Raw genomic sequence first — 22,614 nt, forward strand, 5'->3', positions numbered from 1 at the left:
TATGGGCGGCTATTATACACAACACATTTAATCCCTCAAGATAAAAAGCAGTCTTTTTGATTGTTTTATGTTAAATTTTTGTTAACTAATAGATTTTTGCTTTTTTTGTAACCTATCATTTTAGTTTCAATGGGAATATAATTAGCGCGTTAATTTTTTAGGGATGGGCTTTGTGCGGGTAGGAATTTGCATAATTATATTAGTGTCTTTTTTTGCTTGTGCACAAGACATGCTTTTACATTTGCGTAATAGCGATATAATTACCCGTGCCAAACAGTTTTATGGTGATGCTGGCCACCAAAGAATAAAAAAATGGCTGAGTTTCATAGATGACTCGGCTGACAAAAGCGAATGGCAAAAAATTCATTTAGTCAATGACTTTTTTAATAAACACATAAAGTACAAAACCGATGACGAGCTTTGGCAAAAAAAAGATTACTGGGCCACGCCATTAGAAAGCTTGGGGGTAGGAATGGGTGACTGTGAAGACTATGTTATTGCAAAGTATTTTACTTTAATTGCCTTAGGAATCCCTGAAGATAAAATACGCTTTATGTATGTTCGCCAGCGTACGGTTAATCAACCTCACATGGTGCTTATATACTTTGAACAGCCTAATCAAATACCGCTAGTGCTTGATAACTTTAATACAAAATTGGTACCTGCTAGTAACCGTGGTGACTTAAAACCTATATATAGTTTTAATGGCCAAGGTTTATGGTTAGCTAAATCGAAAGGGTTAGGTAATAAGGTTAAAAATAGTCGTGGTGTTTCTGCTTGGAACACTATGCTTGAGCGAATTGAACAAGGTGAGCTTGCGCCTGCCAACGATAACAATAAAGGAACTAGTAGTTATGTCTCGACTCTTTAAATATGGATTGAGTTTAAAGACTCAAGTATATGGCTTGATAATTTTAATTTCGATAATTTCGTTTTGTGTGCGCGTTATTACCGACGTTGATACAACCCGTAATTACTTACAAACGCAAATGGCTAGCCACGCGCAAGATACCGCTACCAGTTTAGGTCTTTCTATCTCTCCTTATTTAGAAGACGACAGCCTAATGATTGCCGAGACGATGGCAACCGCTATTTTTGACTCTGGTTACTATAGCCAAATTAAATTTACTGACGTGCAAAACAACATCGTTTTTGAATTACAAAACCCTAAGCGTGTAGAGTCTGTTCCTAGCTGGTTTATAGGTGCTGTTGAACTAAGTGCACCAACTATGCATTCTGAAATAAATAATGGCTGGATGATGGCAGGCACTCTTGATGTAACCAGCCATACTGGGCAATCGTATTTAACCTTGTGGCAGCACACCTTGCGCAGCTTATACAGCTCGTTTTTACTGTTAGCAGCTTCGCTGGCAATTGCATTTTTAATATTACGTGCGGTATTTAAGCCACTACAAGCAGTAGAAAACCAAGCTATGCTAGTAACACGAAAGCGTTTTACCTTAAATAAAGAAATACCGGTTGCACGAGAACTTCGCACTGTTACACAAGCCATTAATAACATGGTTTTAAATCTACAAAGTACGTTTGACTCACTAACAAAACAAACTCAAGCACTGACCGAAGAGGTATACATAGACTCATTAACGGGGTTAGGTAACCGTAAGTCGTTTGAAAACCACTTTAATTCAGTTGTTAATAATATTACTGACGATACACCCATTACCGCAATGATGCTTACCCTGCCCTCGTTAAATAATATTAACCAAGTTGTAAGCTATCAAGATGGCGATCAGCATGTACTTGATGCAGCAAAAATACTTAAACAGCTTGCTGATGAGTTACCAAATTCATCTTTATTTAGGCTCAACGGGGGAACGTTCGTTTTATTGGCCCCGTATGATGTTTTATTTTTAAGTAAAGCTCGTTTAGATCTGAGTGATAAATTAAGTCAAAAAGAAAATAGCTCACACATTAATGGTTACGCTAATTTAGCCATAGTTGGCATTGAGCAAGGAGCTGCCTTGGGCGAAGTATTGTCGTTGCTTGATACTAGTTGCACTTTTGGCGAAGATGCTACATTAGACAATACCGATAAAGAGTCATTATTTAGTGTTAACCAATGGCGTACTTTAATTAAGTCGATTATCAATGCGGGTGAAGTGAGCTTTTCAGTGCAGCCCGTAAAGCAAGCGAATAAAACTGACTCTCAATGTTATTTTGAAGTATTTGCCCACTTTATTCATGAGGGTGAAAAAGTAAATAATGGCCACTTATTCGCCATGGCTGAAAAGTTAAATTTAACCGAAGAACTCGATAAAAAAATTATACGAAGCTTTGTAGATATAAAAGAACATTACCCTAATGATGTATTTGCACTTAATATTAGCAAGGCATCGTTGTACTCAACTGACTTTATACAATGGCTCACCCTTTATTCGCACACTAAACCCGTTATTAAAACAAATCTGGTATTCGAACTACATGAAATTGGTTTGCTCTATAATGTGCACGTAGCTTCGTTACATATAGATGCAATTAAAGAGCTGGGTATTAATGTATGTATTGAGCACTTTGGCACCAGCTTAACATCGTTTAGATATTTACAAGGTCTTGATATTGAATATGTAAAAATAGATGGTAGCTACATTCAAGACTTAGTAACTAACCCACAAAGTCAATTTTATATTCAAACAGTTAATAATATTTGTCATGGCTTTGGCATTAAAGTTTTAGCCTGTTTAATTGAAAAGACTGAAACGTTAGAGATACTCGAATCCTTGGGATGTGATGGGGTACAAGGTAATTTAATACTGTCACCATCAAAAATTATTAAATCTAATGAAAATGGCGTAAATAAAGAGTTTACTTTTTGCGCCGATGCGCTAAAATTTTGCAATTAAAACTCAACCTAGGGACGAGAAATGAAAAAATTACTTTTAGCTGGCTTAGTAGCTAGCGCAACAGCTCTTACTGCTCTTCCAACCTATGCACAAACGGATAACGATGCTGTGGTTCAAGAAGTGAGCATAAATAACATTATTGACATTCTTAATAACGTTACGGCAGATACTTCATCTGAGCAATTACGCGAAGACTTAGTAGAAGCTATTAAACGTATTTGTAAAAACAAAGAAAAAGTTGAATTAGACGAGAAATTACTAAATGCCGCGTGTGGCGCTGCAGACATTGATGCGATGGTTGCAGCTGTTGTTGCCAATTTTGGTGCAGACAATCCGTTAATTTCTGACTTTTTAGCTGCACTTACGGCTGCAGGTTTAGACTCTGATGCAATTACACTTGCTGCAATTACTGCAGGTGTTGACGCTACAACTGCTTCTGAAGCAACCGCTGCAGGCCCGGGTGTAGGTCAGCCTGCTCCGCCAGTAGGCAGTTTACCAACATTACCAACACCTCCAGGCTCTGGTGGTACAGGCGGTGATAACGGTATATCTGAAGTCGGTAACTAGTTTTTACCATAAGTATATTCAAACGCAGCCTATTGGCTGCGTTTTTACTTTGTTTGAGTTTATTTTGAATCGTTTTATATTTTTTTTAATTTGTTTGATCCTATTTCTACTTCCTCTTCCTTTAGGTAGTTACCGACCTTGGGCAATTTTAGCTATTGGCATTTTAACTAGCTTTACCTTTATTACTCACCTTACCCACAGTGTGTTAAATAACAACCAAGCACTATTTCCGCCTCGCTATTCCTGGCCACTATTTTTTACTCTAAGTGCAGTTATTTTAGTTTGTGGTATACAGCTGTTTGGCGTGAGTGTTGATGCATTTCAAACCAAACAAATGTTATTAAAAACCTGTTTTTTACTCATGCTGAGCTGGTTAATATTTAACTACTGCAATAGTGCAGAGCGAATTAAAAAGTTAATTTATGCTGTTATTTGTGCCGGTGTATTTCAGGCGTTGTACGCTAGTTATTTAAACTTATCTCCCGATATAGTAAGCCCTTTATTTGGCTACAAACACACCGATCGTGCAATTGGCACTTTTACCTATTCTAACTTTTTAGCTAACTATTTAGCATTGTGCCTATGTTTAGGCATTGGTGTTTTAATTAGCGAACTAAAACGCACTAACAACGGCTATAAACCTACTTTAAAGCAAACGCTACGTGCCTGGGCCGAAATATTATTAAGTTCTAAAATCATTTTACGTATTTCATTAATTATTATTATTGTGGCGCTTATTTTAACTCGTAGCCGTATGGGTAATTCGGCCTTTTTTATCGCCTTAATTATAGTGAGCTTATTGGCGCTGTTTGTTTATAAGCAAAAGCCTAAAGCCTTTAAATTGCTGATTGTGAGCTTTTTTATTATCGATTTAATTATTATTGGTGCTATTTTCGATGTAGAAAAAGTAAAACAACGTATTAGCGAAACCAGCTTGCAATCGGAAACACGGGATGAAGTTGTACGTGACTCAATTCCGCTGATTTTAGATAACCCATTATTTGGCTCTGGTGGCGGTACTTTTTATACCGCATTTCCTGCATTTCAATCTGAGCCCTACTCTGGCTACTACGACAATGCGCATAACGATTATGTACAATTTGCAGTTGAGCTGGGTATTCCTGCCACAGCGTTGCTAGGGCTGCTAGTGCTTTATTGTTTGTGGTTATGTATTAATACTATGAGAACGCGTAAAACAGCGCTTTATCAGGGGGTGGCGTTTGGCTGTGCTACTGCCATTATAGCCATGATGCTGCATTCGTCGGTTGATTACTCTTTGCAGGCCGGTGCAAACTCAATGCTGTTTATAGTGGTGTTATGTTTGGCTATATTAACCAACAAGTTACCGGCACCAAAACGGATTAAAAAACGACGAAGTTAACGGGCTACGGGGGTCGGGTTACGGGCCTAATCTCGAAACCCGTCGCCCGTCGCTCGCGACATTAAAAAAATGACGCGACATGAAATCGCTGCTACAAGTTGGCAATAATAGCGACCTAATTCTTGTATTAAATCACTGCTCTTCTAAATCAAATTCGGTGGTGTGGCCGTCGCCGTGGATTAGTTGGTACCTTGCTAAATTACCCGCTTCAAGCGTGACTAAACTAATCGCTGAATCGCTTACTAGGTACTTTTGCCCTTTTCCTTTAGTTTGGTGCTTGTCTACTTCCATATGCCAGCGTTTGGTAAAAAAGTTAAGTGGGCTTTTAGGGCCGTATAAAATAGAGTCGAGCTTGTCGAGTACATTTATTAGCTTGCGTGGAAACTCATTTTTAATGCCACTGGCTGTAAGTTGCCAAATTCTGTTGGGATGATCGCCAAAACGCTTTTGCACCGAAAAACAAAATGAATAGTGTACATCGCCCGATAAAATCAGTGTTTCGTTTGGAGTGTCTGTGCGTCTAAAAGTGTTGAGTAACTTTTTGGCTGAGCCTTCGTGGGCCATCCAGTTTTCTACATCAACCATAAGTGGTTGCCCACACATGTTAAACACCGCTTGAATTGCCTCTATCGATTTAACTCCAAATACTGGAGCAGGCGATACAATAATGACTTGGTCATGGCTTAATAGGCTTTCTTCAAGCTCTGTGAGGCGTTCCCAATCAAGTAAGCCTGAGGGTTCATTAAAGTTTTGCTCATTACGCCAACGGTGAGTACGGGTATCGAGCACCACCACTTTAGGAATGGTCATTAACTCATAATGCCAATGGCTAAAGTCGTTAAGGTGTTTATCAAACGCTTTAAATTGCCATTGCTTGTCGCCAGCTAAGCAGTCGTTAAAAGGGCTCAGTAACGATCCGGTTTTTTGTAGTGCGTCGTTGCCCATTCCCTGAAACAACCAATAGCTCGCTAAGCCATTATTTACAATACGCTTGCTGCTAGGGTTTTGATTAATGGCTTGCTCCCACCCTGCGGTGAGGTTCCAATCATCGGTTACATCATGGTCATCAAACATCATTAAGGTAGATACATTGGCAAACAATCGCTCTACCTCTGCTAAACCTTGTGCATAGTCAATTAATGCGGCTTTTTCTGCATTAAATAGCGTTTGATTTTTTTCGTTACCACCTGAGTAACTTAAGTTATTTAGGTTAATGTATTGCCATGCTTGGCTACTAAAATTGAGTAAATACAGCGCTACGAACTCTTCAAAATGAATCAGGTGGTTATACGCTTTTACACTAGAAAAATGCGGTTCGTCTTTTTTTAACCAATAGCCAATACCTAGTTTTGAGCGGTTTTTCCATGAGGTAGTTGGCAACAAGTAATGGCGACCATACAACTGTTCTGCAATATCAGCGGGTAAATCTAAATCAAGTGGCTGCTCTTTATAAATACCTAAGTGCTTAATTAGCTGATGTATCGCTAGTAGCATAGGGCCCGCTACATCGTCGGCATAAATTTGATCGCCCGAAAGCAATAATAACTGTGCACCCTGCTGTTCATTACTTCGCTGAACGGCTTGCCAATGGCTTGAGCTTACTAGGCTGTCTTTTGCAGGATGATGCGCATTGCGGCACGAACCATGTAATATTTGTGTCAGTTTTTTGGGGATCACAAATTCAGGTAATGGCTGATTATTAAAGCTAAACGAAGATAAATCAACAGGGCTGTCATCAAAAAATAGTTGGTATGATAATAAGGTATCGCGCGGGAACTGGCTGTTTATAGGTTTAATTACCACAAACTGTAAGAATAAATGCTCCCCCAGCCTTATGGTGTCTTGCTCGCTATAGCACTCGTAGTCAATTAACTCTATACGGCAATTTACTGGCTTTGAAGTAGCAAACTGAATACATACTGCGGTTTTTTCTGCTCGGCGCACCATGGGCCCCATAAGTAACAGTGGGTGTTGCACCGAGAGAGTCGTCATGAGGTTAGCCTTTAGCTGCTAATTTAAATAAAGAGTAAAAGTTATCAGTGGTGGCTTTTGCCAACTCGTTAAAGCTAATGCCTTTGAGCTCACTAATGTAATAAGCAACGTCTTCAACATACGCTGGCTGATTAGTTTTACCACGATATGGTACTGGCGCTAAGTAAGGCGAGTCGGTTTCAATAAGCAGTCGATCGAGTGGAATTTGTTTTACTACTTCTTTAAGCTCTACCGCATTTTTAAAAGTCACAATGCCTGAAATAGAAATATAAAAACCCATATCAATGGCTTTTTTGGCCATATCCCAATCTTCAGTGAAACAGTGTAATACTCCACCGCAATTTTCTGCTTTGTGCTCACGCATTAAATTAATGGTATCGGCACGGGCATCACGGGTATGAATAATAAGTGGCTTTTGTAATTCATTAGCTACCTCAATATGGCCAACAAAACTCGCTTGTTGCACTGCATGAGTGTCTTTTGCATAGTAATAATCAAGCCCAGTTTCGCCAATGGCTACTACTTTGTCGTGTGAGGCTAAATCAATTAATTGCTGTTTATTGAGTGCGTCTTTTTGATCAAGCGGGTGCACACCACATGACGCAGAAACGTCGTTGTAATGTTTTATTTGCTCTAGCATATTGGGGAACTGATCAAGTGTGACGCTTACACATAAAAAATGTTCTACTTTTTTAGCGCGAGCGTTATCAAGTACTTGGTCTAGGTTTAAATCGAGTTTATCAAAATCAAGACGGTCTAAATGGCAATGAGAATCTACAATCAAAATAAGGCCTGTTTTTACTACATGGTATAAGTTGGATTGCCGGAGTTTAACATAGTCCCCAGCAGTTTTTCGATCTTCGCGTTTAGATTGGTTTTGTCATCTAAAAAGCTAATGCCGATCCCCGGTGGATTTGAGCTCTGAGCGCCTTGTGGAGTGACCCACGTAACCTTTCCGGTAACCACGTCATCTTCTAGCGCATCTGGCAAGGTAACGCGTAAGGCAAGTGAATATCCTGGTTCATAACGCATATTAGTGCGTACAAATAAGCCACCTTTTTTTAAAAAAGGCATGTAACAGCGATATAGTTCGTCAAGGTCGTCTATATCTACTAATAGCTCTTGCATATCTAGTCCTTTTTATTGGTTACGTAATATGTACGCTAGTCGTGATACCGCAAGCGGTAAATTTAGCCCAAGTATTTGTATATTATTCTGTAAAAAATCATTCAGCGCTTGCTGAGCTACTTGGTAAGAGTCAAAACTCATACCATTTAAAAGCTGTTGTTTAAGCTGCTCACTTAAAAATAAAGTAAAAATACGAACAAGCTCAGGCTGTTTATTTATTATATCGACTAACGCATTGAAATTATGGCTTTGTTTAAACTCAGTTGCAAATTTATAAAGCGTATCAATATTTTCTAGCTGATTTTGCTGTTGCCACTGCTTTACTTGTAGTGGTTGGCTATAAAATAACGACAACCACGGATAATTAGGCACATCTAGAGAGCTAAGCCATTGTTGAGCTAATTGATTATTAGTTACTTTAACTTCGGTTTTAGCACAACGGCTTAAAATAGTCGCTGGTAACTGCGCCACTTGGCTGGTAGTCAAAATTAAAAACCGGCTATTACTTGGCTCTTCAAGGGTTTTTAATAACGCATTAGCGGCTGCGGTGGTCATTTTTTCGCAGTTTTGAATAATCGCTACTTTATTGCCATTTTGAGCCGCGGACTGGTGCATAAAATCGCTTATGCCGCGAATATCATCAACACCTATGCTTTGCCCTTCTACTTGGGTAATGCGTTTGTCAGGGTGTGTACCCGCTAAGTTTAATGAACAACTTTTACATTGCCCACAAGGGCTTAGTACGCTAGTGGGGCTACTTAACTGTACTTGCGTATTTTGGCATAGCAAACTGTTTGCGAGTTGCTCACTTAGTTCAAATTTGCCAACCCCAATGGGCCCACAAAACAGTTGCGCATGATGAAAACGTTGCGCTTTATAGCTTTGAGTTAAACGTTGCTCTACCTCATTAAGCCACGGCAATGCCATATTATTTTAACCCTGAAAAAAACGTGCGTAGTACATTGGTAATATCACGGTGCACTTTATCAATACTTTGGTTGGCATCAACTGTTTTTATGCTGTCGTCATCATTTGCAAGCTCAATGTAACGCATACGGGTGCGCTGAAAAAACTCAATGGCTTCTTGCTCAATTCTATCTAGCTCACCCCGGCCTTTTGCACGTTCAAGGCCAATAACAGGGTCTATATCTAAGTAAATAGTTAAATCGGGTTTTAAACCTTTTAACACCATAGACGATAGCGACGCTAACGTGTTTGCACTAATTCCTCGCCCACCGCCTTGATACGCCTGTGACGATAAATCGTGACGATCAGCCAATACCCATTGGCCTTGTTCAAGCGCTGGGTTGATCACATTATGCATTAGTTGTGAACGCGCGGCATACATAATTAGCAGCTCAGTTTCAAAAGCTATTTCTTCTTGGTGTTCTGCTTTTACTAAAGTACGTAACGATTCAGCCAGTGGTGTTCCACCGGGTTCGCGCACATTGATAAAATCAACATGGTGATGATTTAAAAAGTCTTGGCACAGGGCAATGGCGGTAGATTTACCCGCGCCCTCTAGGCCTTCTATAACTATAAATTTTGGTTTCATAAACACTAATTCTTTTTATTTAAAATATACTGGTTAACCGCCGCATTATGTTGTTTTAATGTGGTTGAAAACTGATGACTACCATCACCTTTTGCTACAAAGTAAACATACTCGCTTTTGGGCGGATTTACCGCCGCTAAAATAGCTTCTTTGGAAGGCATAGCAATCGGTGTGGGCGGTAATCCGTTAATACGATAGGTATTATACGGGGTGTAATTTCTTAGGTCTTTACGTTTGATATCGCCGTCAAAATCTTCGCCTAGTCCATATATTACGGTTGGGTCGGTTTGTAAGCGCATATTGGTATTTAAGCGATTAATAAACGCCGAAGCAATTAACGGGCGCTCACTGGCAAGCGCGGTTTCTTTTTCGATAATAGAAGCCATTATCAGGGCTTCATAGGCGGTATTGTAAGGTAAATCACTTGCCCGTTGCTGCCATGCATCTGCCAATGTTTGCTGCATTTTTTGCGCAGCGCGTTTTAATAAACTACTCGCGCTGTCGTTACTATGATAATGATAAGTATCGGGAAACAACCACCCTTCAAGGTGAGTTTGCTTGCCGATTATTTGCTCGCCAAGCTGTTCGAGCTTTAAATCGTTTTGTAAATGTGGAGCAATTTTTACCGTATTTAATACATCTCTAAGTGCTTGACCTTCAATAATGGTAAAACTAAAACTAATTTGCTCGCCCTGGTTTATTTTTTTTATGTTGTTTATTACGCTATCTGCGCTTAGCTCGTACAAACCTGCTTTTAGGTCAGTCAAGGTCGGGTCGAGTTTAGCTAATATTTGAAACCGCCAGCAATCCTCTAGCCACTGCTGCTGTTGCCATTGGCGACATAACTTATTAAAACCGGTGCCTTTTTCAACTTTAAATTGGGTATTAGTAGCTACCTTTAGTGGCGTTTGAATCGTTGCTTGTAATTGCTGGTAGCCAATCACAGAGCTAAAAAAAGCCAGTAGTAATACTGATAATATAACTTTTAACACTAAGCCTCCTTGGCTAGTAACTCGTTTAGTAATGATTGGCTGTGCACAATATCAAAATAGTGCTCGTCTAGGCTTTTTACGGGCACAATTTTCATTAAGCTGTTACATAAAAATACGGCGTCTGCTTGGGTAAGGTCATCAACGCTGACAGTTTTAAATTCAACGGCTAATTTATCACATAAAGATTGTAGAAAAACACCTTTAATACCGCATTCATCGAGCCTTGGGCTAAATACCTTATTATTTTTTATTGCAAAAATATTAGCCGCTGAGGTTTCAATTACATTGTTGTTGCAATCAAGGACTAACGCATCATCGGTATGCTGAGCTTGCAGGGCATTTTTGATCAATACTTGTTCAAGCCTATTTAAAGTTTTAAGCCCAGCTAAATGAGGTTGAACGGCCAGCTTAATCGGGCTAATAGCTAAACTAATGCCCGTATCTGGTAAGCTGTTGTAATGTTTTGGATAAGGTAAAACACTCACAATAATATTTAAATTACATTCGCTTGGTGGCGCATAGCCTCGCCCGCCCTCGCCGCGTGTTACCACAATTTTAACAACCGCTTGCGCCTGTGATGCTACTTGCTGAGTAATGTGCGACTCAAGAGCTGTAAACTCAAGCGCCGGAAACCCTAAACGCTGCGCGCATTCAATCAAGCGTGCTTTGTGATAAGCCCAATGCTCAACCTGTCCATCAGTAATCATTGCGGTGGTAAAAAAGCCATCGCCATAGTTTAAGCCCCTATCACGGGTGCTTATGCTACTGGTTTCGTTTGCTGCTATTATTGTTTGCATATTTTTTTACACATAAAAAAACCCAGTTAAACAACTGGGTTCTTATTATCGTTCGTTGTTAAAAAAGATTATACCTTTTTAAACAGTAACGAGCCATTAGTACCACCAAACCCAAATGAGTTACACAAAGCGTAATCAAGTTTAGCATCACGTGCGGTGTGCGGCACGTAATCTAAATCACAGCCTTCATCAGGATTATCTAAGTTAATTGTTGGCGTCACTTTTTGCTCGGTCAACGATAAAATAGACACTATCGACTCAACAGAGCCCGCCGCTCCAAGTAAGTGACCCATCATAGATTTTGATGAACTTACCATTACATCTTTAGCTGAATCACCAAAAATGGTTTTAACCGCTGACGTTTCTGCTTTGTCACCCGCATGAGTAGACGTACCGTGTGCGTTAATGTAGCCAACTTGCTCAGCATTTACTTGCGCATCGTTTAATGCGTTTTCCATTGCCAGGGCTGCACCTGCGCCATCTTCTGGTGGTGAGGTCATGTGGTAGGCATCACCACTCATGCCAAAACCAACAAGTTCTGCATAAATTTTAGCGCCACGGGCTTTAGCGTGTTCGTATTCTTCAACAACCACCACACCGGCACCATCAGAAAGTACGAAACCATCACGGTCTTTATCCCACGGGCGAGACGCTGCTTGTGGATCGTCATTACGCGTTGAAAGCGCACGTGCGGCGTTAAAGCCACCCATTCCAATTGGCGTACACGCTTTTTCTGCACCACCGGCAACCATTGCATCGGCATCGCCGTAGGCAATCATACGTGCGGCGTGACCAATGTTGTGCAGGCCTGTAGTACATGCCGTTACAATTGAAATATTAGGACCACGTAAGCCGTGCATTATAGATAAATGACCCGAGATCATATTAATAATGGTAGACGGTACATAAAACGGCGATAACTTACGTGGGCCGCTGTTTAATAATTTTACGTGGTTTTCTTCAATAAGGGTTAAGCCACCAATGCCTGAACCCACCGCTACACCAATGCGTGATGCGTTTTGTTCAGTAACTTCGAGGCCAGAATCTTGAAAAGCTTGAACACCCGCTGCAATGCCATACTGGATAAATAAATCCATTTTTTTAGCATCTTTTGGTGACATGTAAGCCGATGCATCAAAATCATTGATTAAACCAGCGAAGTGAGTACCAAATTTTGATGTATCAAAGTGGGTAATATTTTGAATACCACTTTTAGCATCTAATAAGCCTTGCCAGGTTGATTGAACATCATTGCCTAGCGGCGTCAACATTCCTAAGCCAGTTACGACGACACGACGTTTAGCCACGGTTTGCCTCCAATAAGGAATTATTATTATACCAATTAACTTAGCTCAGTTTATTTCAGCGTTAACGCTGTTGCTAGTTATGTTATTAGTATTGGGGATGATCATACCCAAGCTACCTCAAAGTGCGAGTCTCAAACCATTAACCAACGCTAAGCAATAACAATTTAATTGCTGATGATGAGTGAGGGTTTGGAATTGAATCATGTACTTTGAGGTGGTTTGGATATAAAGATTAAAGGCAGCGAATGCTGCCCTTAATTTGCGATTAATTACTCAGCGTGAGCTGTAACGTAATCGATTGCAGATTGTACTGTAGTGATCTTTTCAGCTTCTTCATCTGGGATCTCAGTATCGAACTCTTCTTCAAGAGCCATTACTAATTCAACAGTATCAAGAGAGTCTGCACCTAGGTCATCAACGAATGAAGCTTCGTTTTTAACTTCTTCTTCTTTAACACCTAGCTGTTCGATGATAATTTTCTTTACGCGTTCTTGGATATCGCTCATTCTTCTTTCCTTTATTAAAAACGCCAATGCGTTATTTTCAGATTGCGGCGTAGTTTACGTCCGATAATTCTCTGATTCAATCTTTTGACCATAAATAATTTGCTGGTCAAACCTCTTGAGTGTTTATTTTATCTTTTATCGCTTATTTTCACAGCGATTTCAAGTATGTTTAAAGCAAGTTTGCGAAAAATTCAATATTTTTTAGCAAACCCGCATGCAATTTCTAGTTTATTTAATTCGCATTGCGAACTTAAACCATATACATCGCACCATTTACATGCAAAGTTTCACCTGATACATACGCAGCGGCGTCAGATGCTAAATAACATACTGCAGCTGCAATCTCATCTGGCTGACCTAAACGACCCGCAGGTACGTTTGCAAGCGTTGCTGCTTTTTGCTCATCTGTCAAATCATCGGTCATGTCTGTTTGAATAAAACCAGGTGCAACCACGTTTACTGTAATACCACGAGAGGCTACCTCACGCGCTAGTGATTTAGAAAAGCCGATAACACCCGCTTTAGCAGCTGCATAGTTGGCTTGACCCGCATTACCCATAGTTCCCACTACTGAGCCGATATTGATGATACGGCCGTTCTTTTTCTTCATCATTGGGCGAAGTACGGCCTTAGATAAACGGAAGATAGAACTTAAGTTGGTATCGATAATATCGTCCCACTCATTTTCTTTCATGCGCATCAATAAATTATCGCGCGTAATACCTGCATTATTTACTAACACATCAATATCACCTAAATCGGCTTTAATTGCCGCTAATGTCGCCTCAATCGATGCAGGATCAGTTACGTTTAACGCATAGCCCTTACCGTTATCACCTAAGTAGTCACTAATTTTAGCCGCACCCGACTCGCTTGTTGCTGTGCCCGCTACTTTTGCACCTTGTGCTACTAATGTGTTTGCAATGGCCTTACCAATACCACGGCTAGCGCCAGTGATCAGGACAACTTTGCCCTCTAAAGAAAATAAATTACTCATTTTATATACTCTTATTTAGCTGAATCGATTGATGCAAGGTCGTTAACTGAACCACACACCATCGCTTTATCAATACGTTTTGCAAGCCCGGTTAGTACTTTACCAGGACCAAATTCATAACTTTGCGTTACACCTTGTGCAACCAGTGCTTGAACCGTTTCGGTCCAGCGTACAGGGCTATATAGCTGGCGCACTAATGCCTCTTTAATTGCATCTGCTGAACCTTCAGCTTTTACATCAACATTATTAATTACATCACACTTAGGTGTATTAAATGTTAAAGCGGTTAAATCGGCGGCTAATTTTTCTGCGGCTGGTTTCATTAGTTCACAATGCGACGGCACACTTACAGATAATGGCAGTGCTCGTTTTGCTCCGGCTTCTTTACAAGCAACAGAGGCTCTATCAACTGCATCTTTATGACCGGCAATAACAACCTGACCAGGCGAGTTATAGTTTACTGGAGAAACCACTTCACCTTGTGCCGCTGCTGCACAAGCGGCTTTAATTTCATCGTCGCCTAAACCAATAATAGCGGCCATAGAACCTACACCAGCAGGTACGGCTTCTTGCATGTATAAACCGCGATTTTCAACCAGTTTTACGGCTTCGCTTAAACTGATCACATCGCTACATACTAAAGCTGAATACTCACCCAAGCTGTGACCTGCCATAACGACGTCTGCATCTGGGTTTGCAGCTAACCAATGACGATAAATAGCCACGCTTGCGGTTAATAGTGCAGGCTGAGTACGGTGTGTTTGATTTAGTTTTTCTTCTGGGCCGTTAAGTACAAGGTCTGCTAGGTCGTAACCAAGTGCGGTTGAAGCTTCTGCAAATGTAGCTTTTACTATGTCAGAACTCGCTAGTAGCTCTTGTAACATACCCACAGTTTGCGAGCCTTGACCTGGAAAAAGAAGTGCAATTTTTTGTGCCATAATTTGCTCTTTTAATTAAACAATATAAATAATTTATAACACGGCACGTTAACTGTTATTCAACCGCCGTGTCTTTAGAATGTGTTTTTTCGAAAATAGCAGCTATTTTATCTGGAAGTTGACGTTCTACTTCTTTCACTGCTTCGTCGATTGCGGCATGAAATGCTTTAGCTGAGGCATTTCCATGGCTTTTAACAACAATACCGCGCAATCCTACCAGAGAAGCGCCGTTATACTGGTCGGGGTTCACTCTTTTATAGAGTTTTTTTATGATTGGCGCCAACATAAACGCCATACACTTGTAAACGACGTGCTTTTCGAGGGCACGGGTAAACTTTTTCATGATAAGTTTAGCAATGCCTTCACAGGTTTTAAGTGCAACATTGCCAACAAAACCTTCACAGACAATAACATCGGCCTTGCCAGAAAAAATATCGCTGCCTTCACTGTAACCAATATAATTAATCAGCTCGCTTTGTTGCATTAATTGTGCGGCTTGCTTAATTTCTTCGTGGCCTTTTATATCTTCAGCACCAATATTCAATAAACTCACTTTAGGGTTATCGCAGCCAAGTGCTTGACCTGCAACCACTGATCCCATAATGCCAAACTGATACAACATTTGTGCATCACAATGCACGTTGGCGCCTAAATCGAGTAGGTAAACGGGATTTTTACGTTCAGTAGGTACAGCAGAGATAAGTGCGGGACGTTTAACCCCTGGAAGCATTTTTAATACGTAATGCGCCATAAAAAATAGCGCCCCTGTATTGCCAGAGCTAACACAGGCTTGCGCTTCACCCGATTTAACTAAATCAAGGGCAACTCGCATGGAGGAATCTTTTTTTGAGCGTACAGCAACAGCGGGTTCGCAGGCATTGGTAACAACATCGTTACAATGGCGAATAATTAATCTGGGATGAGAAAGTGAATCGAGTGATTCTAGTTGTTTAGCTATTACTTGCTCATTGCCACATAAAATGAGTTTTAAGTTGGCATTAGCATTTACCGCACGAACGGCTGCGGGGATAGATGAACGGGGGCCATAATCGCCCCCCATCATATCTAACGCTATGGTTAGATTAGTCAGCATATAAGCAATCTCTTAGTTAGAAATTACTTGAACGCCTTTGTAGTAACCATCTGCAGTCACATGGTGACGACGATGAGTCTCACCAGATGTTTGGTCTACAGTTAAAGTTGGACCACTGATCGCATCGTGTGAACGGCGCATGCCGCGTCTTGCACGAGACTTTTTGCTTTTTTGTACAGCCATAGTCTTCTCCTAAGAATCTTTCTTAAGTTGTTTCAAAATATCAAATGGATTTGGTTTATCATCTTCCGCCTTTAAAACACCAAAGCTGGCAGGCTCTGCTGTATAACTGCATGAAGCTTCGTTGTGGGTAGGCACTAATGGCACTGCTAAAATAAGCTCGTCTTCGATTAACTCAAATACGTCTATTTCACCATTTTCATCAAGTGCTACTTCGTCGTAGCTTTCTGGAAGATCATCTGACTCTGCATCCAAACCGACTGGCGAATACACAAAGTCTTGATCCAAATCCAACCCTAAATCACCATTACAACGTTGACAAGTGACAGTTACGTGTGTGGACAAATTGCCACTAATCACAACTAAACCTTGCTCATCGTTTTTGCAATGAATTTTTACCGCTATTTCACCTACTTCTTCCTGGATAACCCCTCGTAAACGAGGAAGTTTCTCAAGCGGTACAACGCCGTCATACTTTAAACGATGCTGAGCTGCTTTGCCCGGATGAAGGGTGATGGGAATTTTCACCTTTTGCATAGGGGCTGCATCATATAGATAGTTAGTAAGTTAGTCAAAGTAAAAAACCAATTTTACGTTGTTTTTCACGTGTTTTACTCACGGATCTGATTTATCCTAACTCAATCTGATTTACGTTAGGAAAACATGCCATGAAGCATCCCCTTATATTAGCCTCAAGCTCGCCATTTAGGCAGTCTTTATTACAAAAATTTAATCTGCCGTTTGAAACTTTTTCGCCGGATGTTGACGAAACGCCGCATAAAAACGAAACACCAAGCACGCTTGTTAAGCGCCTCAGTGAATTAAAAGCGGCTGCAGCCATCGATCATTTTGACCAAGGCCTCGCGATTGGCTCCGATCAGGTTGCTGTATTTGATGGTCAAATATTAGGTAAGCCGCACAATAAAGAAAACGCTATCAAGCAATTGAGCTTATTTAGCGGGCAAACAGTCACCTTTTTAACTGGCTTGTGTGTGTACGATATACATACTAAGCAATGCAAAACTATTGTTGAGCCATTCAATGTAACCTTTAAAACATTAACAACGGCGCAAATAAGTGCTTATTGCGATGCAGAGCAACCTTATAACTGTGCAGGAAGTTTTAAAAGTGAAGGCTTGGGTATTTGTTTATTTGAAAAGCTCAGTGGTGATGATCCAAATAGTTTAATTGGTTTACCACTCATTAAACTCAGCCAATTACTGGCTGAGTTTGGTGTTGATGTCTTAGCAGCGCAAGTGCCTAGCGCAAATTAACTGATTAGCCGAGTAATATATTTTGCAACTGCTGATAGTTGTTAGCGGTTGCAATCGGGGTTAATTCGTTTAATTGCGCAGCGTTGTGCACGCCCATGGTTACCCCTATTCTATCCATGCCAGCGGCTTTTGCCATTGCCATATCTATTTGCGTGTCGCCTATCATTAGCGCTTCATCAACACTTACCCCTAGCTCTTCAAGCAATTGATAAAGCATATCGGGAGCGGGTTTTGATTTAGCGTCGTCACTGGTTCGCGTAGCACTAAAAAAGTGACGCAACTGGCTTTCATCTAGAAGGCGTTCCAGTCCTACTCGGCTTTTACCTGTGGCAACCGCCACTATTATGCCTTGATTTTTTAACTCAGTGAGTACCTGTGCAACGTGATCAAACACCGGTGTTGGGGTGGTATCAAGTGCATATTGCTGTTTATAACCTGCAATAAGCGTTTCGTGATGTTCGCTGTGATCAGGAAACAAGGTTGCGATTGCGTTTTCAAGCGATAAACCAATAATATTTTTACTGGCGGTATCGCTTGGCGGCTCAATATTAAGCGATTGGGCACTTTTGCGAATGCAATTAACGATTTTGCTAATTGAATCCATAATTGTGCCGTCCCAATCAAAAATTACTAGCTTATATTTTTTAATCGGCGTTAAATTCACGCTTTTGATGCTCTAAGTTTAACTAAACAGCTTGATAGTGCTTTATCAAGCGGTGCTTCCACTCGCATGGTGGTTTCGTTTTTAGGATGGTAAAAGCTTAAATCATGTGCGTGTAGAAATAAGCGGTTTAAACCACGTTTACGCATTGACTCGTCAAACCCTTGGTCGCCGTACTTATCATCACAGGCAATAGCATGACCTTGGCACTGAGTGTGCACGCGAATTTGGTGAGTACGACCGGTTACAGGGGATGCCTGTACTAATGAACAATCGTTAAAACGCTCAAGCACTTTAAAACGGGTATGCGACGGTTTACCTTCCGTGTTATCAACACGTACTACGCGCTCACCCGATTTAAGGGTATTTTTACGCAAGCCTTCAGTTACATTTTTTGTTTTAGAGTCCCATTGGCCTTCTACCAATGCCCAGTAATTTTTTTCCATGGTTTTTTCGCGTAATTGCTCATGCAAAGCGGTCAGCACTGAGCGACGCTTAGCAATAAGTAAACAACCTGAAGTATCGCGGTCTAACCGATGCACTAGCTCAAGGCTGCGCTCTTCTGGGCGTAAAACACGTAATGCTTCAATAAGCCCGTAGCTTAAGCCACTACCGCCATGCACAGCCATGCCTGAGGGCTTATTAATAACAATTAGGTATTTATCTTCAAATAATATATCGTCTTCGAGGCGCGTTACTTTATCGAGTTTTGACGGTACAAACTCTTCACGCTCTGACACTCTAATTGGCGGTATACGAATAACGTCGTCTAGCTGCAATTTATAAACAGGCTTAATACGTTTTTTATTTACACGCACCTCACCCTTACGAAGAATTTTGTAAACTGCGCTTTTAGGCACCCCTTTTAAATGGGTAATAAGAAAGTTATCAATACGCTGACCTAAGTGGTCTTCGTTGATAGTGACAAAAGTTACTTGTAAGCCGGTTTTTTCTGACATTGCCTAATCACTGATTTAAGTAAAATAATTTAGTTGCTAACACGGTTATAATAGTGGGATAATCAGCAGCGCAAATATTTAGTATTTGCAAATAACAACGGTGCTTTTTAACACAACAAAACATTCGTGATGCACATTCTGGGTAACCGATCATACAGATCCGAGTTAAGTTTTCCAAAGCTTTTATACATACCCAGTTAACACGTGCGCACAACTAACGGCAATGCGCGTAATATATTGCTGGTTAAGTTTGAACATGAATTGATTTTTAATGTGATAGTAAAAGCAATGAACAGATAATTTGTCTGATAGTGACGGCGTAACAACACGCCGTTCAGAATTCGCTCAAATATTGTAGTAGTACCGTACAGCAGCTTATTTAGAACTAAAAAAATCTAATAAATAAGCGTTCATTAACATCGGTAGCGATTTTTGCTCATAAAATAGATAACGGTAGTTTTAAAAACGAAACTATGGTTTGAACCTAAAGAGCCCTACGCACCTAATATGAATGCATTTAACAAGATTGATATGACAGGCCAACTTCTGGATAAAACGTGTATTGAGCTAAATAGCCGACACATTTGAATCCTTTTAGAATTTAATAGCGTGATAACACCCTATTGTTTGCCGGCATTTAAAATACTGCGTACCAAAATACAGAGCCGTTCCGTTAAAGACCCAGTCGTGAGGCTGCACATTCTAAAAATAGGAACACCTGAACAGGCGAGAAAAACATCGTCATGTCAGCGACATAAACTAGTAGAGTAACATTATGAAACGTATGCTAATCAATGCAACGCAGCAAGAAGAAATGCGCGTAGCACTGGTTGACGGCCAGCGCCTATATGATTTAGATATAGAAAGCCCAGGTCACGAACAGAAAAAAGCCAATATTTACAAAGGCAAAATCACACGCATTGAACCATCTTTAGAAGCGGCATTTGTTGACTACGGTGCTGATCGTCATGGTTTCCTTCCATTAAAAGAAATTGCTCGTACTTACTTCCCGCAAGGTTACACCTTCCATGGTCGTCCGAATATTCGCGACGTGATCAAAGAAGGTCAAGAAGTAATAGTACAAGTTGATAAAGAAGAGCGCGGCCAAAAAGGTGCAGCATTAACTACCTTTATCAGTGTTGCCGGCAGCTACTTAGTGCTTATGCCTAACAACCCTCGTGCTGGCGGTATTTCTCGTCGTATCGAAGGTGATGAGCGTACTGAACTTAAAGAGTCGCTAAGCCGCCTAGAACTACCTAAAGGAATGGGCTTAATTGTACGTACTGCGGGTGTTGGTAAATCGTTTGAAGAACTAAACTACGATTTAAAAGCATTACTAGTCCACTGGGAAGCCATTCAACAAGCGGCAGACAGTGCTAAAGCACCATTCTTAATTCACCAAGAAAGTAACGTGATTTTCCGCGCTATTCGCGATTATTTACGTCGTGACATTGGTGAAATTTTAATTGATAAGCCACGTGTTTTTGAAGAAGCTAAAGCGCACATTGAACGTTTTCGTCCTGACTTTATGAGCCGCGTTAAGCTTTATCAAGGTGACACACCATTATTTACGCATTACCAAATTGAAAGCCAAATTGAGTCTGCGTTCCAACGTGAAGTGCGTTTACCGTCAGGCGGTTCAATTGTTATTGACCCTACTGAAGCACTTACCTCTATTGATATTAACTCGTCTAAAGCAACAAAAGGCGGTGATATTGAAGAAACAGCACTTAACACCAACCTAGAAGCAGCGGATGAAATTGCACGTCAACTTCGTTTACGTGACTTAGGTGGTTTAATTGTTATCGACTTTATTGATATGACACCTCCACGTCATCAACGTGAAGTAGAAAACCGCTTAAAAGATGCTGCTCGCCCAGATCGTGCCCGTGTACAAATTGGCAAAATTTCGCGCTTTGGTTTACTTGAAATGTCGCGTCAGCGATTACGCCCTTCACTAGGTGAAGCAAGCCAAGGTGTTTGTCCACGTTGTAGTGGTCAAGGTACTATTCGTTCAAACGAATCAATTGCACTATCAATTTTACGCTTGATTGAAGAAGAAGCAATTAAAGACAACACTGCACAAGTAAACGCACAAGTGCCTGTTGCCGTTGCCGCTTATTTATTAAATGAGCAACGTCGTAGCGTTCACCGCATTGAAAAGCATCATAAATGCGACGTAGTGATTATTCCTAATCAACACATGGAAACACCACACTACGAAGTAATGCGTTTACGTAAAGACGAAACACTTGAAACTGTAAGCTACGAGCAAGTTGTTGCGCCTGAGCCTGAAGCATTTGAAATGTCTAAATCGCCAGCAGCACCTGTACGTGAAGAGCCGAAGCTTAAAGGCGTCGTTATGCCTTCTAGCCCTGCTCCACAAGCAGCAGCAAAAGCTGCGCCAGTAGTAGAAGCAAAAGCTGAAATTGGCCTATTTACTGCACTTGGCAAATGGATTAAGTCGTTATTTGCAAGTGAAAATGAGCAAACAACACAAGAGTCTTCTGAGAAGAAATCTCAAGAGCGTACCAATAACAACCGTGGCAATGATAATCGTCGTCGAAACAACAACCAACGTCGTCGCAATAATAACCCACGTAATAAACCACGCAACGAACGTAATACAGAGTCTGAAACTAAAAATGAGTCAGCACCTGTAAATGATACGCAAGAAAAGAATGAAAACCGCAATAAGCGCCGTCGTAATTCAAATACGCGTAAACGTCCTGAGCATAAAACAGAAGATAAAACGCAAGTAAAAGCAGAGGCAACTCAAAAAGCGGATACTGCACCTAAATCTGATAAGAATGCTGAGCCAAAAGAGCAAAAGCCTAAAGTACGTCGTCAACGTCGTAATTTACGCAAAAAAGTTCGCGTACAAGACGAAAGTGCTGAGCAAGTTCAAACAATAGAACAACCTGTTGAGCAACCTGTGGTGAAAGAAGAAAAGCCACAAGTGAAAGAGCAAGCACCTGTTGTTGAAAAGCAAACGCCTGTATCAGATGAAAAAGCACCTGCACCTGCTAAAGAACAAGCAGAAGCTGTTGTTGATTCAAACGATAACGCAGTATCACAAGATGAAGAACAAGAGCAAACACGCACTCGTTCACGTCGTTCACCACGTCATCTTCGTGCATCAGGTCAGCGTCGTCGTCGCCCTGAAGGTGAAAACGCGCAAGAAAAGTCTGATGAAGCGCCTGCGTTTGTACCCGTTGCTGATCAAGCTGCAGCTGAATATGAAGCAGAGCTAAAAGCAAAAGCACATAAAACGGCCGTTGATGCCTCTGATGCAGTTGAACAAAACATTGTTGAAGAAGAGTTAGCGAAAACTGAAGAACCAGTAAAAACTGAAGAACCAGTAAAAACTGAAGAACCAGTAAAAACTGAAGAACCAGTGAAAGCTGAAGAACCAGTGAAAGCTGA

At 40.8% G+C, this 22,614-nt stretch carries 22 protein-coding genes; 6 read left to right on the plus strand and 16 right to left on the minus strand.

What is annotated here, in order from left to right; all coding sequences use genetic code 11:
- Window positions 1-172: 172 nt before the first annotated feature.
- The 4 genes from CWB75_RS17805 to CWB75_RS17820 all read left to right on the plus strand — a co-directional run bounded on the left by CWB75_RS17805 (window position 173) and on the right by CWB75_RS17820 (window position 4,809).
- Entirely contained in the window at window positions 173-871 is a 699-nt protein-coding gene (locus tag CWB75_RS17805; RefSeq protein WP_138571350.1) for a transglutaminase-like cysteine peptidase, read from the plus strand.
- Entirely contained in the window at window positions 855-2,861 is a 2,007-nt protein-coding gene (locus CWB75_RS17810; RefSeq protein WP_138571351.1) for a bifunctional diguanylate cyclase/phosphodiesterase, read from the plus strand. The genes CWB75_RS17805 and CWB75_RS17810 overlap by 17 nt, the downstream gene beginning before the upstream one ends.
- Window positions 2,862-2,882: 21 nt before the next feature.
- Window positions 2,883-3,428, plus strand: coding sequence for a hypothetical protein (locus CWB75_RS17815; RefSeq protein ID WP_138571352.1), 546 nt, complete (start codon window positions 2,883-2,885; stop codon window positions 3,426-3,428).
- A 64-nt stretch (window positions 3,429-3,492) separates the two neighbouring features.
- The gene (locus CWB75_RS17820; RefSeq protein ID WP_171039133.1) at window positions 3,493-4,809 is read left to right on the plus strand and encodes an O-antigen ligase family protein; all 1,317 of its coding nucleotides are present in this window, start codon (window positions 3,493-3,495) and stop codon (window positions 4,807-4,809) included.
- Window positions 4,810-4,941: 132 nt separating this feature from the next.
- Here the strand turns inward: CWB75_RS17820 and CWB75_RS17825 are convergent, their stop codons facing one another.
- The 14 genes from CWB75_RS17825 to yceD form a co-directional block, all read right to left on the minus strand.
- Window positions 4,942-6,801, minus strand: a complete 1,860-nt coding sequence (locus tag CWB75_RS17825) for an alkaline phosphatase D family protein (RefSeq protein ID WP_138571353.1) — start codon at window positions 6,799-6,801, stop codon at window positions 4,942-4,944.
- A 4-nt stretch (window positions 6,802-6,805) separates the two neighbouring features.
- The gene (locus tag CWB75_RS17830; protein WP_024601403.1) at window positions 6,806-7,585 is read right to left on the minus strand and encodes a TatD family hydrolase; all 780 of its coding nucleotides are present in this window, start codon (window positions 7,583-7,585) and stop codon (window positions 6,806-6,808) included.
- 17 nt (window positions 7,586-7,602) lie between these two features.
- Entirely contained in the window at window positions 7,603-7,929 is a 327-nt protein-coding gene (locus CWB75_RS17835) for a PilZ domain-containing protein (RefSeq protein ID WP_010389644.1), read from the minus strand.
- A gap of 12 nt (window positions 7,930-7,941) precedes the next feature.
- Window positions 7,942-8,856: a DNA polymerase III subunit gene (locus CWB75_RS17840; protein WP_138571354.1), complete on the minus strand. Its 915-nt coding sequence runs from the start codon at window positions 8,854-8,856 to the stop codon at window positions 7,942-7,944.
- A gap of 1 nt (window position 8,857) precedes the next feature.
- The gene (tmk, locus tag CWB75_RS17845) at window positions 8,858-9,484 is read right to left on the minus strand and encodes a dTMP kinase (RefSeq protein WP_010389641.1); all 627 of its coding nucleotides are present in this window, start codon (window positions 9,482-9,484) and stop codon (window positions 8,858-8,860) included.
- A gap of 5 nt (window positions 9,485-9,489) precedes the next feature.
- Complete coding sequence (gene mltG / locus CWB75_RS17850; protein ID WP_138571355.1) at window positions 9,490-10,476, minus strand: endolytic transglycosylase MltG; 987 nt, start codon at window positions 10,474-10,476, stop codon at window positions 9,490-9,492.
- Entirely contained in the window at window positions 10,476-11,273 is a 798-nt protein-coding gene (pabC, locus tag CWB75_RS17855; RefSeq protein ID WP_138571356.1) for an aminodeoxychorismate lyase, read from the minus strand. The genes mltG and pabC overlap by 1 nt, the downstream gene beginning before the upstream one ends.
- Before the next feature lie 68 nt (window positions 11,274-11,341).
- Window positions 11,342-12,580 carry a beta-ketoacyl-ACP synthase II gene (fabF, locus tag CWB75_RS17860; RefSeq protein ID WP_054200708.1) on the minus strand — a complete coding sequence of 413 codons (1,239 nt, stop codon included), beginning with the start codon at window positions 12,578-12,580 and terminating at the stop codon, window positions 11,342-11,344.
- Window positions 12,581-12,849: 269 nt separating this feature from the next.
- Entirely contained in the window at window positions 12,850-13,086 is a 237-nt protein-coding gene (acpP, locus tag CWB75_RS17865) for an acyl carrier protein (RefSeq protein ID WP_008109873.1), read from the minus strand.
- A gap of 250 nt (window positions 13,087-13,336) precedes the next feature.
- Window positions 13,337-14,083 (minus strand): 3-oxoacyl-ACP reductase FabG, encoded by a 747-nt coding sequence (gene fabG / locus CWB75_RS17870; RefSeq protein WP_010389634.1) that lies wholly within the window; start codon window positions 14,081-14,083, stop codon window positions 13,337-13,339.
- Window positions 14,084-14,094: 11 nt separating this feature from the next.
- Window positions 14,095-15,021 (minus strand): ACP S-malonyltransferase, encoded by a 927-nt coding sequence (fabD, locus tag CWB75_RS17875; protein ID WP_138571357.1) that lies wholly within the window; start codon window positions 15,019-15,021, stop codon window positions 14,095-14,097.
- Window positions 15,022-15,076: 55 nt separating this feature from the next.
- On the minus strand, window positions 15,077-16,114 hold the full coding sequence (plsX, locus tag CWB75_RS17880; RefSeq protein ID WP_008467405.1) for a phosphate acyltransferase PlsX: 1,038 nt from the start codon (window positions 16,112-16,114) through the stop codon (window positions 15,077-15,079).
- A 12-nt stretch (window positions 16,115-16,126) separates the two neighbouring features.
- The gene (gene rpmF / locus CWB75_RS17885) at window positions 16,127-16,297 is read right to left on the minus strand and encodes a 50S ribosomal protein L32 (RefSeq protein WP_008109865.1); all 171 of its coding nucleotides are present in this window, start codon (window positions 16,295-16,297) and stop codon (window positions 16,127-16,129) included.
- Between the two features lie 9 nt (window positions 16,298-16,306).
- Entirely contained in the window at window positions 16,307-16,831 is a 525-nt protein-coding gene (gene yceD / locus CWB75_RS17890) for a 23S rRNA accumulation protein YceD (RefSeq protein ID WP_008109862.1), read from the minus strand.
- 131 nt (window positions 16,832-16,962) lie between these two features.
- Between yceD and CWB75_RS17895 the strand changes: the two genes are divergently transcribed.
- Complete coding sequence (locus tag CWB75_RS17895; RefSeq protein ID WP_138571358.1) at window positions 16,963-17,568, plus strand: Maf family protein; 606 nt, start codon at window positions 16,963-16,965, stop codon at window positions 17,566-17,568.
- A 4-nt stretch (window positions 17,569-17,572) separates the two neighbouring features.
- Here CWB75_RS17895 and CWB75_RS17900 read toward each other — a convergent pair whose 3' ends face one another.
- Together CWB75_RS17900 and rluC are read right to left on the minus strand one after the other, a co-directional pair.
- Window positions 17,573-18,232 (minus strand): HAD-IA family hydrolase, encoded by a 660-nt coding sequence (locus tag CWB75_RS17900; RefSeq protein WP_138571359.1) that lies wholly within the window; start codon window positions 18,230-18,232, stop codon window positions 17,573-17,575.
- The gene (gene rluC / locus CWB75_RS17905; RefSeq protein WP_138571360.1) at window positions 18,229-19,188 is read right to left on the minus strand and encodes a 23S rRNA pseudouridine(955/2504/2580) synthase RluC; all 960 of its coding nucleotides are present in this window, start codon (window positions 19,186-19,188) and stop codon (window positions 18,229-18,231) included. Before rluC ends, CWB75_RS17900 begins: the two co-directional genes overlap by 4 nt.
- 775 nt (window positions 19,189-19,963) lie before the next feature.
- Here rluC and rne point away from each other — a divergent pair.
- Window positions 19,964-22,614, plus strand: a 2,651-nt coding sequence (rne, locus tag CWB75_RS17910; RefSeq protein WP_138571361.1) for a ribonuclease E, incomplete at its 3' end; no start/stop codon positions are given.

The organism is Pseudoalteromonas sp. S1608, assembly GCF_005887265.1.
In the GTDB taxonomy this organism is placed as follows: domain Bacteria; phylum Pseudomonadota; class Gammaproteobacteria; order Enterobacterales; family Alteromonadaceae; genus Pseudoalteromonas; species Pseudoalteromonas undina.

Bases quoted from the DNA above. Each gene is read 5' to 3' on its own strand.
- CWB75_RS17895 (WP_138571358.1), top strand. From the start codon at position 16,963: ATGAAGCATCCCCTTATATTAGCCTCAAGCTCGCCATTTAGGCAGTCT.
- acpP (WP_008109873.1), bottom strand. From the start codon at position 13,086: ATGAGCGATATCCAAGAACGCGTAAAGAAAATTATCATCGAACAGCTA.
- fabG (WP_010389634.1), bottom strand. From the start codon at position 14,083: ATGAGTAATTTATTTTCTTTAGAGGGCAAAGTTGTCCTGATCACTGGC.
- CWB75_RS17815 (WP_138571352.1), top strand. From the start codon at position 2,883: ATGAAAAAATTACTTTTAGCTGGCTTAGTAGCTAGCGCAACAGCTCTT.
- tmk (WP_010389641.1), bottom strand. From the start codon at position 9,484: ATGAAACCAAAATTTATAGTTATAGAAGGCCTAGAGGGCGCGGGTAAA.
- rluC (WP_138571360.1), bottom strand. From the start codon at position 19,188: ATGTCAGAAAAAACCGGCTTACAAGTAACTTTTGTCACTATCAACGAA.
- CWB75_RS17810 (WP_138571351.1), top strand. From the start codon at position 855: ATGTCTCGACTCTTTAAATATGGATTGAGTTTAAAGACTCAAGTATAT.
- pabC (WP_138571356.1), bottom strand. From the start codon at position 11,273: ATGCAAACAATAATAGCAGCAAACGAAACCAGTAGCATAAGCACCCGT.
- CWB75_RS17825 (WP_138571353.1), bottom strand. From the start codon at position 6,801: ATGACGACTCTCTCGGTGCAACACCCACTGTTACTTATGGGGCCCATG.
- rpmF (WP_008109865.1), bottom strand. From the start codon at position 16,297: ATGGCTGTACAAAAAAGCAAAAAGTCTCGTGCAAGACGCGGCATGCGC.
- yceD (WP_008109862.1), bottom strand. From the start codon at position 16,831: ATGCAAAAGGTGAAAATTCCCATCACCCTTCATCCGGGCAAAGCAGCT.
- CWB75_RS17840 (WP_138571354.1), bottom strand. From the start codon at position 8,856: ATGGCATTGCCGTGGCTTAATGAGGTAGAGCAACGTTTAACTCAAAGC.
- fabD (WP_138571357.1), bottom strand. From the start codon at position 15,021: ATGGCACAAAAAATTGCACTTCTTTTTCCAGGTCAAGGCTCGCAAACT.
- plsX (WP_008467405.1), bottom strand. From the start codon at position 16,114: ATGCTGACTAATCTAACCATAGCGTTAGATATGATGGGGGGCGATTAT.
- CWB75_RS17835 (WP_010389644.1), bottom strand. From the start codon at position 7,929: ATGCAAGAGCTATTAGTAGATATAGACGACCTTGACGAACTATATCGC.